General features: G+C 63.1%; 19 protein-coding genes and 1 tRNA gene. 15 read left to right on the top strand and 5 right to left on the bottom strand.

The window, feature by feature from the left end:
* Nucleotides 1-99: 99 nt before the first annotated feature.
* Nucleotides 100-1,032 carry a protease modulator HflC gene (gene hflC, locus ACNHKD_RS12770; RefSeq protein ID WP_442753863.1) on the bottom strand — a complete coding sequence of 311 codons (933 nt, stop codon included), beginning with the start codon at nucleotides 1,030-1,032 and terminating at the stop codon, nucleotides 100-102.
* Entirely contained in the window at nucleotides 1,029-2,171 is a 1,143-nt protein-coding gene (gene hflK / locus ACNHKD_RS12765; RefSeq protein ID WP_442753862.1) for an FtsH protease activity modulator HflK, read from the bottom strand. The genes hflC and hflK overlap by 4 nt, the downstream gene beginning before the upstream one ends.
* A gap of 234 nt (nucleotides 2,172-2,405) precedes the next feature.
* Between hflK and ACNHKD_RS12760 the strand changes: the two genes are divergently transcribed.
* The 11 genes from ACNHKD_RS12760 (at nucleotide 2,406) to ACNHKD_RS12710 (ending at nucleotide 9,757) form a co-directional block, all read left to right on the top strand.
* Entirely contained in the window at nucleotides 2,406-2,792 is a 387-nt protein-coding gene (locus tag ACNHKD_RS12760; protein ID WP_442753861.1) for a YidH family protein, read from the top strand.
* Between the two features lie 239 nt (nucleotides 2,793-3,031).
* Nucleotides 3,032-4,240, top strand: a complete 1,209-nt coding sequence (locus ACNHKD_RS12755) for a tyrosine-type recombinase/integrase (RefSeq protein ID WP_442753860.1) — start codon at nucleotides 3,032-3,034, stop codon at nucleotides 4,238-4,240.
* Nucleotides 4,237-4,587 carry a hypothetical protein gene (locus ACNHKD_RS12750; RefSeq protein WP_442753859.1) on the top strand — a complete coding sequence of 117 codons (351 nt, stop codon included), beginning with the start codon at nucleotides 4,237-4,239 and terminating at the stop codon, nucleotides 4,585-4,587. Before ACNHKD_RS12755 ends, ACNHKD_RS12750 begins: the two co-directional genes overlap by 4 nt.
* Before the next feature lie 99 nt (nucleotides 4,588-4,686).
* Nucleotides 4,687-4,893 carry a helix-turn-helix transcriptional regulator gene (locus ACNHKD_RS12745; protein ID WP_442753858.1) on the top strand — a complete coding sequence of 69 codons (207 nt, stop codon included), beginning with the start codon at nucleotides 4,687-4,689 and terminating at the stop codon, nucleotides 4,891-4,893.
* A 244-nt stretch (nucleotides 4,894-5,137) separates the two neighbouring features.
* Nucleotides 5,138-5,410, top strand: coding sequence for a hypothetical protein (locus tag ACNHKD_RS12740; protein ID WP_442753857.1), 273 nt, complete (start codon nucleotides 5,138-5,140; stop codon nucleotides 5,408-5,410).
* The gene (locus ACNHKD_RS12735) at nucleotides 5,410-5,889 is read left to right on the top strand and encodes a hypothetical protein (protein ID WP_442753856.1); all 480 of its coding nucleotides are present in this window, start codon (nucleotides 5,410-5,412) and stop codon (nucleotides 5,887-5,889) included. Before ACNHKD_RS12740 ends, ACNHKD_RS12735 begins: the two co-directional genes overlap by 1 nt.
* Nucleotides 5,889-6,122 (top strand): hypothetical protein, encoded by a 234-nt coding sequence (locus ACNHKD_RS12730; protein WP_442753855.1) that lies wholly within the window; start codon nucleotides 5,889-5,891, stop codon nucleotides 6,120-6,122. The genes ACNHKD_RS12735 and ACNHKD_RS12730 overlap by 1 nt, the downstream gene beginning before the upstream one ends.
* Nucleotides 6,119-7,519: a phage/plasmid primase, P4 family gene (locus ACNHKD_RS12725; RefSeq protein ID WP_442753854.1), complete on the top strand. Its 1,401-nt coding sequence runs from the start codon at nucleotides 6,119-6,121 to the stop codon at nucleotides 7,517-7,519. The genes ACNHKD_RS12730 and ACNHKD_RS12725 overlap by 4 nt, the downstream gene beginning before the upstream one ends.
* A gap of 576 nt (nucleotides 7,520-8,095) precedes the next feature.
* On the top strand, nucleotides 8,096-9,064 hold the full coding sequence (locus ACNHKD_RS12720; RefSeq protein ID WP_442753853.1) for a hypothetical protein: 969 nt from the start codon (nucleotides 8,096-8,098) through the stop codon (nucleotides 9,062-9,064).
* Nucleotides 9,055-9,561 (top strand): hypothetical protein, encoded by a 507-nt coding sequence (locus tag ACNHKD_RS12715; RefSeq protein ID WP_442753852.1) that lies wholly within the window; start codon nucleotides 9,055-9,057, stop codon nucleotides 9,559-9,561. Before ACNHKD_RS12720 ends, ACNHKD_RS12715 begins: the two co-directional genes overlap by 10 nt.
* 37 nt (nucleotides 9,562-9,598) lie before the next feature.
* Entirely contained in the window at nucleotides 9,599-9,757 is a 159-nt protein-coding gene (locus ACNHKD_RS12710) for a hypothetical protein (protein WP_442753851.1), read from the top strand.
* A gap of 108 nt (nucleotides 9,758-9,865) precedes the next feature.
* On the opposite strand, the gene ACNHKD_RS12705 is transcribed toward ACNHKD_RS12710, so the two are convergent.
* The gene (locus ACNHKD_RS12705; protein ID WP_442753850.1) at nucleotides 9,866-10,171 is read right to left on the bottom strand and encodes a hypothetical protein; all 306 of its coding nucleotides are present in this window, start codon (nucleotides 10,169-10,171) and stop codon (nucleotides 9,866-9,868) included.
* A gap of 49 nt (nucleotides 10,172-10,220) precedes the next feature.
* Here ACNHKD_RS12705 and ACNHKD_RS12700 point away from each other — a divergent pair, with 49 nt between their 5' ends.
* The 3 genes from ACNHKD_RS12700 to ACNHKD_RS12690 all read left to right on the top strand — a co-directional run bounded on the left by ACNHKD_RS12700 (nucleotide 10,221) and on the right by ACNHKD_RS12690 (nucleotide 11,777).
* Nucleotides 10,221-10,742, top strand: a complete 522-nt coding sequence (locus ACNHKD_RS12700; RefSeq protein WP_442753849.1) for a hypothetical protein — start codon at nucleotides 10,221-10,223, stop codon at nucleotides 10,740-10,742.
* Between the two features lie 23 nt (nucleotides 10,743-10,765).
* Nucleotides 10,766-11,443 (top strand): SOS response-associated peptidase, encoded by a 678-nt coding sequence (locus tag ACNHKD_RS12695; protein ID WP_442753848.1) that lies wholly within the window; start codon nucleotides 10,766-10,768, stop codon nucleotides 11,441-11,443.
* Nucleotides 11,444-11,549: 106 nt separating this feature from the next.
* On the top strand, nucleotides 11,550-11,777 hold the full coding sequence (locus tag ACNHKD_RS12690; RefSeq protein ID WP_442753847.1) for a general stress protein: 228 nt from the start codon (nucleotides 11,550-11,552) through the stop codon (nucleotides 11,775-11,777).
* Nucleotides 11,778-12,289: 512 nt separating this feature from the next.
* On the opposite strand, the gene ACNHKD_RS12685 is transcribed toward ACNHKD_RS12690, so the two are convergent.
* Both ACNHKD_RS12685 and ACNHKD_RS12680 read right to left on the bottom strand, forming a co-directional pair.
* A complete protein-coding gene (locus ACNHKD_RS12685; protein WP_442753846.1) occupies nucleotides 12,290-12,916 on the bottom strand; it encodes a hypothetical protein in 627 nt (208 codons plus the stop codon).
* A gap of 76 nt (nucleotides 12,917-12,992) precedes the next feature.
* Nucleotides 12,993-13,082 (bottom strand) — tRNA-Ser (locus ACNHKD_RS12680).
* Between the two features lie 331 nt (nucleotides 13,083-13,413).
* On the opposite strand from ACNHKD_RS12680, the gene ACNHKD_RS12675 reads away from it, so the two are divergent.
* The gene (locus ACNHKD_RS12675) at nucleotides 13,414-14,334 is read left to right on the top strand and encodes an outer membrane protein (RefSeq protein WP_442753845.1); all 921 of its coding nucleotides are present in this window, start codon (nucleotides 13,414-13,416) and stop codon (nucleotides 14,332-14,334) included.
* The last annotated feature ends 584 nt before the right edge of the window (nucleotides 14,335-14,918 follow it).

Raw genomic sequence — 14,918 nt, 5'->3', positions numbered from 1 at the left:
TCGGCGCAGATTCGCAGAAAAGCAGAATCTGCGCCAGTCTTTTGATTCCATTGTAAATACGCGACCGTAGCCGCAGCGCGCGCTGCCGCCCCGCTTTCGCTATTGACGTTTTTGCGACGACCCCGCCGGGGTTTCAGCCGCGTTCTGCCGCGCAACCACGCCCTCCGGCGCCGAGAAGAAACGGAAAAACTCCGAACGCGGACTGACGAGAAAACGCGTCTCGCCCGGCTTGAAGGCGGCTTCGTAGGCCTGCATCGAGCGATAAAAGGCGAAGAAATCGGGATCCTTGCCGAAAGCTTCGGCGAAAATGCGGTTGCGCTCCGCGTCGCCCTCGCCCTTGATCTGGTCGGCTTTCTGCTGCGCCTCCGCCTTCAGCACGATCACGTCGCGATCGGCCTTGGCCGTGATCTTCTGCGCCTGCTCGGCGCCCTGGGCGCGATATTCCGCCGCCTCGCGCTGACGCTCGGTCTGCATGCGCCCATAGACCTTCTCGGAAATCTGCTGGGGCAGGTCGACGCGGCGGATGCGGGCGTCGACCACCTCGACGCCGAACCTGCGGGCTTCCATATCGGCCTGCTTTTTGATCTTCGCCATCAGCTCGGCGCGCTCGTCACGCACGATCTGCCGCTGATTGGCTTCCGACAGCACGCGGCGCACAGCCGAGTTCAGGACGGAGCCGAGCTGGTTGTTGGCGCCCTGCACGCTATTGACCGACTGATAGAACTTCAGCGCGTCGATGATGCGGTAGCGGATAAAGCTGTCCACCTCAAGGCGCTGGTTGTCCGCGGCGAGCACTTCGAGATTCGGGCTTTCCACGTCGAGAATTCGGTTATCGAAAGTAACGACGTTCTCGATCACGGGAATCTTGAAATGCAGACCGGGCTCGGTGATGAGGCCGCGCCCCGCCACCGGCTCGCCAAACCGCAGCACGAGCGCCTGTTCCGTCTGCTCGACGGTGAAGAGCGCGCCGCCCGCGACGGCGACGCCGATCATCGCGAGAAGGGCGAGTGCGAAAAGGAGGCTGTTCTTCACTTCTGTCCTCCCTGAAAGGGCGCAAAGGAGGGCAGGGGCACGAAGGGCGCGACGGAGGCGCCGCCCTTCGAAGGATCGTCGAGGATGACCTTCTCCGCGCCGCCGAGCACGCGCTCCATGGTCTCGATATAGAGGCGCTGGCGGGTCAGGGCGGGCGCGTTTTTGTACTGCTCGTAAATCTTCTCGAAACGCGCCGCCTGGCCGCGCGCCTCGGCGACCGTCTGCTCGCGATAGGCCTCGGCTTTCTGGAGGATTTCGGCCGCCGCGCCGCGCGCTTCCGGCACAACGCGATTGGCGTAGGCTTCGGCCTCGTTGCCCAGGCGCTGCAAATCCTGCTGGGCGGCGGTCACGTCGCGGAAGGCGGCGATCACCTGCTGCGGCGGATCGACGGAGAGAAGCAGCACTTGCAGGACGAGGACGCCGCTCCTGTATTCGTCCAGCACCTTCTGCATGAGCGCCTGACAGGCGGGCTCGATCACCTTGCGGTCGGCGGTGAGAATTTTCTGGATCTGCGACTCGCCGACGATCTCGCGCATGGCGCTTTCGGCCACGGCCTTCACGGTTGTGTGCGGATTGGCGACGTTGAAGGCGTAATCTTCGGGCTTCGACGGATCGATCTGCCAGATGACGCGGAATTTCACATCCGCAATGTTCTCGTCGCCTGTCAGCATCAGGCTCTCTTCCGGCGCGTCGGGGCCGAGACGGACGGCCTGCGCATTGCGGCGGCGACCTTCGACCGGCGCCGCCTCTTCCCGGAAGCCGACGTCGGTGACGTTGCGGTCCGTGACCGCGAGCTTGACGACCGAGCCGACCGGGGCAGGGAGGTTGTAATTCAGGCCGGCCTGCGTCTTGCCGCGATATTTGCCGAAGATCAGGTTGAGGCCGATCTCGTTCGGCCCGACCGTGTAAAAGCCCGACAGAAGCCAGGCGAGCAGGGTGAGGAGGACGAGAATCGCGAGTCCGCCGCCGCCGAAGCCCGACGGCAGAAACTGCTTCAGCCCTTCCTGGCTGCGCCGCAAAAGCTCTTCGAGGTCGGGCGGTTGCGCGCCGCCGCCTGGTCCCTGGCCCCAAGGGCCGCCCGGCTGCCCCCACGGATTGTTGTTCTGATTTCGTGGGCCGCCTTGATCGCTCCAGGGCATTTCGTCTCGCGGAGATTTGTTGTGGCCTCTGGCGCTGCGGCTTCGCCGCGCCTCCCATGTTATAGGCATTCGCCGGCGTGGCGGCAATGACGGCCTAAACGCCTAAATCGCGCTGCGTTTGGGCGCAATCGCCTTAACGCGGGCGACGCGATCGATTTTAAGGGTTAGATCGCGTTTCACGCGAAAGCCGATTCCCGCTTTCGTAACGCGCTCTACGCGGAAGGTGAAGCGCCGATGATCAGGGATTACGCCAATCTGGCTGCGAACGAGCGCACGTTTCTCGCCTGGATTCGCACTGGCGTGGCGATCATCGCGCTGGGTTTCGTGATCGAGCGCTTCAATCTTTTCCTGCTGGCCATGGCGACGGAGGCGGGCGCGGCCACGACGACGCTACCGGGTTTTCACCGGCTTTCGAGCCCGACCGGACGCTATGGCGGGATGGCTCTCGTCGGCGCGGGCGTCCTTTTGATCGCCGTCGCAACGATTCGCTTCCTGCACACGGCGCGGCTTCTGGAAGACGAGGTGGCGCATCGGCCGCAAAAAACTCATGCGACGCTCGTCCTTCTGTCCGGCGTCGTGTTGTGCGTCGCGGCCTTCAGCGCCTATCTGGCGATCGGGTGATCAGCCGCCGAACCAGACGTAAGCGAAGGATACGAGCAGCGTGAGCGCGAAGCCGATCACCGCGTTCACGAGGAAATTATTGTTGCCAAGATCGTCCATGACGAGCGCTCCACGCCGGACTGGCGGAGACGGTGACCGCTCTTCCGCCGTTTTTACTGCCCATATCGCCAACCACATCGTTGACGTTACTACAAAAGTCGATATGGTCAATACGGATGTTATGACAACGGGCGTAAAAATTGCCGCGCCATAAGCTTTCGGAGTCCAACCTCAGACGCCTCACCAAGCCCGGAATCTATTCCGATGGCGACGGCCTTTTTCTGCGCGTCCGCAAGGGCGGATCGAAGCAGTGGATCTTCATCTATCGCCGGGGAACGTCCCGCAACGAACTTGGCCTTGGCGGATATGGGAGCGGAACGGCCCCGGTTTCGCTCGCGCTCGCCAGGGAGAAGGCCGAGATCATCCGCGACAAATTGGCGCGCGGCGTCGATCCGACAGCCGACCGCCGGCCGCCGCGCGTCATCACCTTCCGACATTGCATGGACGAGCTACTCGCGGCGAAGGCGAGCGAATGGCGCAACGACAAGCATCGCGCGCAATGGGAAATGACGCTGCGGGAATATGCGAAGCCCCTGCACGATCTGCCCGTCGCCGAGATTGTCCTGGGGGACGTGAAGGACTGCCTTCTGCCGCATTGGGCGGAGCGGCCCGAGACGGCCGACAGGCTGCGGTCCCGCATTCAGGCCGTCATCGACTACGCCATCGCCCACGAATGGCGGACCGCCGGCAACCCGGCCCGATGGAAGGGGCTACTGGACAAGGTTATGCCGGCGCGCCGGAAGCTCGCGCGGGGCCATCATGCGGCGCTCGCCTATGGCGCCGTTCCCGAGATGATGGCGAGCTTGCGTGCGGCGAACGGCGTCGGGGCGCGGGCGGTCGAGTTTCTGGCGCTGACGGCGGCCCGCTCCGGCGAGGCGCGCGGCGCGACCTTCGACGAAATCGACCCACAAGCCCGGACATGGTCCGTTCCGGCGGAGCGCATGAAGGCGGGGAGGGCGCATGTCGTGCCGCTCTGTGACCGCGCGCTGGCGATTGTGGAGGCCATGCGGCAGCGGGCGACCAGCAAGCTCGTTTTCGGGGGCGCCGTCGAGGGCCAGTCGATCAGCGAGACAGCCATGACCAAGGCGCTGCGGCTTGCGTCTCCTGACAAGACGGCGACCCTTCACGGGCTGCGCTCGTCATTCCGCGACTGGGCAGGGGACCGCACGGCGTTCCCGCGCGAGGTGGCCGAGGCCGCGCTTGCCCATGCCGTCGGCGACGCCGTAGAGCGCGCCTATCGACGCGGCGACGCGCTGGAGAAGCGGCGGGAGTTGATGGACGCTTGGGCGGCCTATTGCTCGGGCGGAAATGCAGAGGAAGACGCAGCCGAAGATCGGAGGCGCGCTTGAATGACGATCTAATCCGCAGCCGATTGACGAACTTGCTTGAAAAGACCGCCAGCGCCGAGAATCTCTCCGGGGGTGGCTACTGGGTTGGCGACAAGGCGGAAGAGCGGCGCGTCCTGGATGATTGGAAGACTGGACGGCTGTCCTGGAAGATGGTGCGCCGAGCCGCAAAGTTGGGCCTTGAGGCTCTAGACAACGGCGACCATGAAGCGGCGCTAGAATTCGCCTGGATGTCGACCAGCTACTATATCGAGGTGCTCGAAAATCGAGTTCGCCCATCAGACCTTGCTGAATTGGGAAGACCAGCAAAGAAACGCGGGCTTAAACCAAAAAATAAACTTCCAGGCTAAATCGCCGCGCTATTTTTCACCCTCAAAAATGTGATTATTAAGGGGGCCGTTCAACACGAGCGGCCATCCTGTCCTTGCCGCTCAAACATAGGAGCGGCAATGAAAGACGCACCTGTCCTCGTCTCCCTGAATCAGGTTTGCCAACTCACGAGCTTAAGCCGCACGGCGATTAACCGCTGGCGCGACAAGGGTCTCTTTCCCAAGGCTGTCCCGCTCGGCGATCGACGCGTCGCATTCGTGCGGGCCGAAGTCGTCGCCTGGATCGAGGCGCGCATCGCAGAGCGCGCTGTGAAGGAGGCCGCATAAGGATGGCCTCCGAAAAACTGAACCCGGCGCAGCGGGCGGCTGGCCGGGCTCTGGAATGCATCGCTGTGGCGGCGAATGTTCCTGAGCATAAATCCCCCGTAGCTTCCCTGCAAGAACTCCGCGCCGCTTGGATCGCGCGCCGCTACGCAGTCTCCCCCGACCTCGCGGTTTTTCTCGCGACCGTCGCCCTTGGGGAGGTCATGCGATGACGTCAGCAAACGACAACCGCGAAGTTATGTCCCTCTTGCCGGCGGGGCTCACCTATCGGCTGTTCTTCGTCGGCTGGACAACCGCGGATGAACTGCGGACGGCCACCCGGTCCGCCCGTCCGCGGCCGACAACCGACGAATTTATCAAATGGATTTCTGCCGCACGTGAGACGCGCGAGCGTCGTGCGCTCGATGTCCTTCTCGATGCGGTCGAATGGGGAGACGAGACGCCCGGAGACGAAATTGAATGGGCCGCAAGCCGCATAGCTCGCGAGGGCTTCGACCAATATTTTAAGGAGGGCCGCTGATGATCCTCCTCGGAATCGACCCCGGGCTCGACGGCGCCATTGCTATCCTGAACGAAACCGGCGGCCTCGAGGCCATCCACGATATGCCGACGCTGCTCGACGGCGCGAAAGGCCGCCGCGCCGTTAATCCGGCGCTCCTCGCCAGCATCGTCTATGCGACGCACGCCGATCGCGCTGTCTGCGAGCTGATCGGGCCTCGCCCGACCGACGGCACTACTGGCGCCTTCGGCTTTGGTCGCTCGCGGGGAATCATCGAGGGCGTGCTCGCCGCCGCCGGCATTCCCGTCGAGATGATCGCGCCGCCGGTGTGGAAGCGCGCGAGCGGCATTGCCCCCGGCCGGGAAAACAAGGACTCGGCGCGCAGCGTCGCGATCACCCGCTGGCCGTCGCAGGCCGCGCTCTTCGCGCGCAAATGCGATTGCGACCGGGCAGAGGCGGCGCTGATCGGCCTCGCCGGCCTGATGCGGGAGGGCCGCTGATGGCATTGCCTCCTATCTCACAGGATCGCGGCGCCATCGTCTCGGCGCCTCTGATCCGCGCGCACGCCGTCGAGCTCGCGGACGACCTCGCAAGCTTGGCCGTATCCCTTCGGGAAGCGCTCTGGCGCGGATCCGATGTGCTCGTGGCAATTCACTCGGATGAAATCCGGCTCGTGTGGCGCGAGATCGCGCGATCCTACAACGAATTGCAGAAGATCGAGGGACGCGAATGAGAAGCGCGCCCATTTCCGAATACCTCGAAGAGGATCAGCCTCGCGCCATATCACGCGAGCTTCCGAACAGCGTCATAGACGACCCGCGGCCGCCTGCGTTCTCAGACGACGCCCTTGCCCTGCGCTTCGCCGATCGTCACGCCGATGAACTGCGCTACGTCGCGGCCTGGGGAAAGTGGCTCTTCTGGACGGGCACGTATTGGGCTTTTGACGACACGCTTCGCGCTTTCGATATGGCACGCGCCATCTGCCGGGAAGCCGCGGCGGACTGCAACAAGCCCAAGATCGCCAGCGTCATCGCAAGCGCAAAAACCGTCGCGGCCATCGAGAAGCTCGCCAAGGCTGATCGCCGCATCGCGGCGACGATCAACCAGTGGGACGCCGACCCGTGGATCTTGAACACACCCGGCGGCGTGGTTGATCTGCGGACCGGCTCGACCCGGCCGGCGCAGCCTGACGACTATCTGACGAAGATCACGGCGGTTGCGCCCAACCCGGCCGCAAGCTGTCATCGTTTCCTTGCCTTCCTTGGCGAGATCACGGCCGGCGACGCTGAGCTTGTCGCCTATCTTCGCCGTGTATTGGGCTATGCCCTCACGGGCGACACCCGCGAGCACGCGTTGTTCTTCGGATACGGGACCGGCCGCAATGGCAAGTCGGTCCTGCTCAAAACCGCAGCGGATATTCTCGGCGCCTATCACAAGACGGCGAGCCTCGAGACATTTACGGCAAGCAATTCCGACCGTCACCCGACAGATCTCGCAGGCTTGCGCGGCGCGCGCCTCGTCACCGCGTCAGAGACCGAGGAAGGGCGCCGTTGGGCCGAGAGCAGGATCAAGCAACTAACGGGCGGCGATACCGTCTCCGCTCGCTTCATGCGCCAGGACTTCTTCGAATATCGCCCGCAGTTCAAGCTCGTCATCGCCGGCAACCATAAGCCGAGCTTGCGTTCCGTTGACGAGGCTATCCGTCGGCGCTTCCACCTTATCCCGTTCGCCGTCACCATCCCGGCCGAGCAATGCGACCCGGAGCTCGCCGAGAAGTTTAGAGCTGAATGGCCAGCCATCCTCGCGTGGATGATCGAAGGCTGTCTGGAATGGCAGCGGGTGGGCCTCCAGCAGCCGCAGGCCGTCCGCGAAGCAACCGCCGCTTACCTCGAAGCCGAAGACGCGATCGCCGCGTGGATTGATGACAAGTGCGAGCGTGACCCAAAAGCTTGGGCAAGCAGGGCAGCGCTTTTCGCTTCATGGAACGCCTGGGCTTGTTCAGCCGGAGAACCAGCAGGCTCGATGAAAGGTTTCATCGAGAAGCTGGAGACGCGCGGGTTTCACCAACACAGGAAGCCACACGGGCGCGGATTTTACGGCCTCCACGTCATCGGTGAGGCTGACCAATGACACTTATGACACCTAATTCGGAAATACCCGTTACGCACGCGCGCGCGCGATACGCCGATAATCTGGGAACGTGTCATAAGTGTCATTCGGTGGCACTCGTGGCCGGGGGGGAGGGACGAAAGCTACGAGCGGTCCCCTATCGACCTGATGCGCCACCTCCATTTGCACCGAAAGCAAATTCAAACTCGAAAGTTGCGGCCTACCCCTACGGGGTAGAAGCGTCATGAAGAGTGCCACCCGAATGCGGCGCCTCCGCTCGCGACGGAAAGAAGGCCGCCGCATATACCGCGCGGAAGCCGACGAAGCCGCCCTCGAATGCCTCCTGGTGGCTCTTGGCCATCTCGATGCCACCGCCACCGATGATCCGCGACGGGTGGAGGAAGCACTAAGCCGAATGCTCGCGCGACTTTGCAAAAGCTATCTTGGTGACGCGTAACGCCATCGCCGAATGAAACCTGCCATCTTGCGTCCGACACATGATCGGAAGGACGCAGCAAATTGAGCAGGGAAACGTTGAACCAACTCTTGGGCGCCAGACGCCGCGACCCGGCGAAGTCACTCACGCGGGCGGGGTGGTTGTCCGTCTTGCGCTCGGCTCAGCAATACGACGCAGCCGCGCGGCTCGAAAAGGCGGACCCGCTGGCGAACGTGATTTTCGACCCTTACGCGTTCGGCTCGGTGGCGAAGGCCGATGTGACCGTCGGATCTCTGGGCGACCATTCCGCCGTCTTGCAGGACGCGACCCAGGGCTTTTTCTCGAACCTGGAATCCGCTGGCGCGAAGCTGATTTCGGCCGGAACAAAGATTCAGTTGGGCGCCCGGTCCGTCGTGCGCTTCCCACGCTCTGACGCCGCGCCGACGGCCGCCAGTTGGGTTGCCGAAGGCGCGCCGATTCCGGTTTGGGAGGCCAGCCTTGTGGCAGATGAGCTTGGCCCAACGAAGAAATGCGCCGGGATGTTTGTCATCTCGAGAGAGCTGGCGTCTGCGCCAGGCGGGCTTGCCGCCTTTGACGCGCTCACGCGCGAGAAAGCGGCTGCGACGCTCGATGCGGCGATTTTTTCCGCCGACGCCGGCGACGATACGAAACATGCGGGGCTGCGCTACGGGCTGACGCCCGTCGCATCGTATGGAAACCCGAGCGACGATGTTGCAGCGCTCCTCGCGGACCTCGGCGCCAAGGGCGGGAGCGGCGCGGCCGCGATTATCTGCCATCCGGTCGAACATGCGATCATTTCGACGAAGCTCCCGAACCTCTCGACCCCTATCTGGCCGTCTAAAGCATTGCCGCAAGGTGTTTTGGTCGCGGTTGACCTCGCCGCGTTCTGCTCATCGTTTGCCGGCTTCGATATTTTGGCCTCGGAACACGGCGCCGTTCACATGAGCGACACGCCGCTGGAAATCGTGTCTGGCACCGGCCCGACGACCGCAGACCCTGTTCGCTCGCTTTGGCAGACTGGAACCATCGGCATCCGCCTGATTGTCGAGCTTGCCTTCTGCGCTCGTGGCGGCCTGGTTTCTTGCATGGAGGGCGTGTCGTGGATCTGACGACCGACATGACCGACGCTGAACGCGCCGAGCGTTCGGCGCGTGTCCACAAAAGGGCGATGGAGCTGATTGCGAGCGTCGATGCCATGGAGCCGTATCAGCCCGATTACGAATCCGAAAGGCGCTGGGCCGAGTGGGAACGGGGCCGCCGGGAGGCCGAGCGTCATCGACAGTGGGAAGCACAATTAGAGCGCAGTCGCTCGAAATCGCCGCAACTCGCGCCAAAGCCGGCAGCGGCGCCCGTCGCCAGCTATGCTACGAAGGACGACTTGAGCGACTTCTACACTAAGGAGGTCATTCACAGGCTGTTCATCGACATAATCAAGGAAGAGCGCCAGCGAACAGTGGGAGCGGCGGACAAGCGCCAGGACGCGCTCGAGCGGGCGATCGGCGAAATGTTCCGGCGCGAGCGGCAGACCTGGCAGGAACGCGTCGCCGCGCTGGAAATCAGAATCGACGCTTTGACGAAGGGCCGCCGAAATGACGACGAACAGTGACCGCGACGACCTAATCGCCCGCTGCAAAGCCTCTGGCATGGACGACGAGATGGCCGAGGAGTTTGCCGACGAAGTGATCGAGTCCGCACCGGCCGAGGAGGAGCGCGCTCGTCACCGCCTGGCAGAACACGCCAAGCAATTCGTTGCCGAAGCCCCGCCGAGCCGCGCGAAGCAGCAGCGGCGCGCATTCCATTAGACGGACGGGGGGATGAGCAGAAATCCCCGCGGCGGCGCTATTGACCGAACGCCCCCATTTTCTTTCGCTAAATCGTGAGGTTTCGATCGCGATAGCCAGAGAAGTCGGCTAAATCTCGACCTCCCGAACCATCACGGTTTTTGTCACTTGATAGATCCGCAACGTCCCCGGCTTGAAAGAAAACCACCACGGCTGTCCGTCGGATTTATCCGCCCACACTCGCGCCCCTAACTCGCTCTTGAAGCGCTTGGCGTCCTCTTTGTAGATCGTGTTTTTCGGGTTGCCTTTTTCGTCCTCGCCCAGCCATGCGACCGTATCCTCGGCGATCATCAATCGGCCGCGCTCGTTTGACGTCGCCCGGCATCGGACAGAGGCGATGATGTATTCCTCGACGGTTTTTTGTGGTCCAGCCACGGCTGAGGCCCGCTTGACTCTGGGGTTTCACGAGGAACACAAATAGAACATGCCATATCGGAAGCGACCCCAACGCCTACAGCCGACGGCGGCGCGCGGCGTCTTTGATGCGGTGCTCGCATGCCGACGACAAGTCCTGATCGCGTCGACGGAGGTTCCCCGGTTCGGCCCCGTAGACCGCTCCCTCGCCATGATCGTCGCCGCGATCGACGCGCTGTGCGTGTATCTGCGCTGCCTCGACAGCGAGCTGTGGGAGATGGATTCGGAGTTTGGCGAGGCCGTGTGCGCACCGGAGAGGTCAAACCGACCGGACGTCATCGAGAGCCCGTGGCTCCTGCTCGGCGACCTTCGGACGTGCAGGGACGAGTTGCTACGGGCTCTCCCGACAGTCGCAGCCCAAGGGGCGACCGCCCAGGCGCTCGCGATGGTCTTGGCCGCCATAAGCGCGACCGCCACGCTGTTGACCGGCAACCGGGACTATTTCCACGAGGCCGGCGCCGGCGCGACCGCCGGCGAAGTCGGCTATCATATGCGGAAGCTGGCGAGAGAAAGTGGCGAGCCTTCGGACTGACTCGCGCCCGCAGGAGAGGAGCGATGTGCGGACGGTTCACGCAAGCCTATACATGGGCCGAGGTCTACGCCTTCCTGAGCGTGATCGGTCCAGCGCGCAATCTGCGCGCCCGCTACAACATCGCGCCGACAACGCAGATTGACGTGCTCAGGATCGGCGACGCCGGCCGCGAACTCGTCCCCGTGCGCTGGGGGCTTGTCCCGTTATGGTGGAAGAAGCCCCTCAAAGAGCTTCCGGCGACATTCAACGCCCGCGCCGAGACGGTCGCCGAAAAGCCGATGTTCCGCTCGGCGTTCAAATCCCGTCGCTGCATCATCCCGGCGTCTGGCTTCTATGAGTGGACAGGCAAGCCCGGCGCGAAGACGCCGCACTACTTCTCGGCCCACGACGGCCGCCCGCTCGCCTTCGCGGGCCTGTGGGAGCGCTGGCGCGATCCTGAGACGCAAGAGCCCGTCGACTCGGCGACGATCATCGTGGGGCCGGCCAACGCCTGGATGAGTGCCTATCATGATCGCATGCCGGTCATTCTCGATTGGAGCGACGCCGGCGCCTGGTTAGCCGGCGAGCGGCCCGGCGACCTGTTGTGCTCTCCACCCGAGGACGCGCTTCAGGAATGGATTGTCTCGGCGCGCGTGAACCGCTCTGGCACGGGTGACGACGATCCGGCGTTGATAGAGCGCACGGCCGCCGCCAGCCAATAGCTACGCTTGCTTGCATCATGAACCGCGCCTTAGCTCTACTTGCGGAGTCTGACCGGGGCAGCGGATCATGGGCGAATCCAGGAAGAGCAAGCGGGGGTTCGCCTCCATGTCGCTGGAGAAGCGGCGCGAGATCGCCAGCAAGGGCGGCCAGAGCGTGCCGGCCGAGCGGCGCAGCTTTTCTCAGGACCCGGGATTGGCCGCGAAGGCCGGCAAAAAAGGCGGTCAATCGGTCAGTCCTGCGAACCGCTCGTTTTCCAAAGACCATGCGCTCGCGGCTAAAGCTGGCAAGAAGGGCGGCATGGCTGCGTATAAGAACCGACAAAAAGACGAATGACTGGCGTCGGTTTAATGCAAGACAAGCGACTTTAAGGGTTTTTTTCATGCGTACGTCTGTGTTTTGCGCCGTCTTCGCGTCCTGGGCGATGAGTGCCGAAGCGAAATCGCCGCTCAAGCCGCTCATACCTGGCGGAGCGGCAACTGGCGTCCGCGCCTACCTGATGATGATCGACTTGGATCATGTGGGCGTCTCGCGGATTTTGGAATCGACGCGAAAGGCCAAGGACGCGGCATAATTTTGCTGCTTGGCACGACCTAGCTCAAAAAAAACGCCCCGCCGTTACATCCACGGTCGGGGCGTCTCATTGTCAGGCGTAAGGATGCTGGACCGTCAACTTGGGTTCCGATAGACGACCCGCTCGATTGCCTCAATCAGCCGGCGCGCGACTCGCATGTGAGGGCCGCGGTAACGGTCAGTGACGCGCGCCAGCCAAAGCAGGAAGCGCGCGGCCTTCAACCGCCACAGGAGCAAGATCAGGGCCGGCAAAGACGGACGTGAGGTAGAGGGCGTCATGACGCGCCTCCCTTGGCGGCCGTCTCGAGCACCGCGATCGCCTCGCGCATGGCAGGTCCAAACCGCTCCTCGAGATCGCTGGAGAGTCCGCGCTCATAGGCCTCGTCGATTTGTTCGGCTGCTATTCGTAAGAGATCAAGTGCTCCGGCGCGCGATGTCGGGGATGTCTCAAAAGCCGCTATGAGCGCTTGATACGCTTCCTCTTGCGCCTCCGTCGCTATTGCGTCCGCCTCTTCATATCCGCTTTGATCGTATGCTTTGTCGTGCGCGGTCTGGAGCGGTTCGAGCAGCGCTCGCACCGCTTCATATTCAGCCTCAGGCAAGCCGGGATAGTCGCGGATGGCGTTTAGACGCCAGACTCCGTAGACCAGCTCGCCCTTGATTTCGACAGCCCCGATCTCCTTTCGCACCGCCTGCAAGGCCTCGAAGATTTCGTCGTACTTCGCATAGGCGGCAGTCTCGATTTGCTTGAGGCGCTGAAATTCACGCGCGGCTGCCAGCGTCGGGCAAGATGGCGCGGACGCGGCGGCGAGGGCTGCAGGAAGCCCTCCAACCGGCGAAGCGGCAAGGCCGGCGACAATCGCGCGGCGGTTCAGTTCACGAATGCTCATATCATCCTCCATACGAAAAATTTTCGTTATGGCAGGCGATATGAAACGGCAGATTTCTAGCTGTAAGTCACTGATTTTGCTAGAAGTATGGCGGAGACGGTGGGATTCGAACCCACGATAGGGTTTCCCCTATAACGATTTAGCAAACCGTCGCCTTCAGCCTCTCGGCCACGTCTCCGTTCACGCGGCCCAACGGGCCGTGCGGATGGGCGACATATGCCAAAGCGACCGTGACTTGGCAAGCGAAGGGCCGCGCGATTTCCCGCTTTGTCGGCGGCGCCCGGTTTTTTCGCATTTTGCGCGCGGGGATCGTGTCTTCCGCGCAACAGCTCGGACGAAACTGGCGTCCGTCATCGCGACAGAGCTGGAAGTCGTTGACTGTGCAGGTCTCCCGCTGCTGCAGTCTCACTTGGCTCCGGGAGAAAGAATCATTCTCCAGACGGGCTTGGCAACAGCATTGGGCGCGTGAGCTTGGGCGCGTCTCCGATGAAAATTTTTATGAGGCTGGAATGAAGAAAATCGCTCTTTCGGTCGCCGCCCTGGCGGTGACCGTCGGCTCCGCCGTCGCGGCGGACCTTCCCTCCCGCAAGGGCCCGCCGATCCTTCCCCCGCCGCCCCCGCCGCCGCTGTGGACGGGCTTCTATGTCGGTCTGAACGCCGGCGGCACCTGGGCGAATAGCAACACGATCAACGTCGCCTCTTTCGGCGGTCCGTGCACGAGCGGCGGCGGCGGCTGCGTCCTGGCTCCGAACTACGGCCTCACCAGCGCGGCGCTGGCGACCTTCTCGGCGTCCGCCGGCAATAGCGGCGGCTTCATCGGCGGCGGCCAGATCGGCTACAACTATCAGTTCTACAACAACTTCGTTGTGGGCATCGAGGCCGACATCCAGGGCATTGCGGCTTCCAACAGCACGGCCAGCTTCCTGTCTCAGGGCATCAATCCGAACTTCCCGGGCTTCCCGATTCTTCAGGCGGCGTCGGTCAACCGTTCGATCGACTACATCGGCACGGTTCGCGGCCGCCTGGGCTGGCTCGCGACGCCCACCCTGCTTATCTACGGCACCGGCGGCCTCGCCTATGGCGGCGTGACCCTCAACTCGGGAATTTCGCAGCAGGTCCTGAACGACCCGGGCATCCCGAATCCGTATTTCAGCGGCTCCGCCTTCTCCGACACGCGCGTCGGCTGGACGGCCGGCGGCGGCGTCGAGTGGATGTTCTGGCCGAACTGGTCGGCGAAGGTCGAATACCTCTATTACGACCTCGGCAGCGTCACCACGCAGGGCGCTCTGGTCAATATCCAGACCAACGGCACGATCTTCAGCAGCGCTTTCCCGACGACGACGACGCGCTTCAACGGCAACATCGTCCGCGCGGGCCTGAACTATCACTTCAACTGGGGCGCTCCGGCTCCGGTCGTCGCGAAGTACTGACCGAGGCTTGACGTCTCAAACCGAGAAGCCCGGCCGAAAGGCCGGGCTCAGACTGTTGACAAAGTAGCGGCGACGCCCCTCGCGCTTCGAGACGCTTGCCGCGCAAGCTCCTTTAGCATGAGAGGCTTCTTCCTTCGGCGCCAAACAGTTAGGCCGCATCCTGAGGCGAGTGCAAGTCGGGTTTTCCCGACTTGCACAAATAAGAATGTCGATCTCGGGCAGATCGGAGATCGCAGCTCGTGTCTCGAAGGACGAGGCCGCCTTGGGAAGTTTGTTGATGAACCCCCGTCATTTCTGGCGGGGGTTTTGTTTTGGCTGGAGCGGGGGAAAGGGCGGCTTTTTGTGAAGCCATGCCCCGGTGAATCAAAAACGCCGGCTCACGCCAAGGGTTTGCCGGCATTCCGAGCCGGGCTCAGGCCCGGGCTTTTGTGTCCTTGGCGCCACAGTGCCGGACAAAGCGTATCTCCGGAGGCCATGGAAGCGGAATTCGCTTTGACTATGCACTCGTTCATCCTTCAAAAAGAGGCAGGCCCGGGGCGCGGTTATCGCGAGATGGAGCCGAACGGGTGAAGCGCGAAGACCAT

Source organism: Methylocystis sp. JAN1 (genome assembly GCF_052186135.1).
Lineage (GTDB): Bacteria > Pseudomonadota > Alphaproteobacteria > Rhizobiales > Beijerinckiaceae > Methylocystis.
Note: the sequence above shows the minus strand (reverse complement) of the source record. Positions and strands in the feature narration are given on the sequence as shown.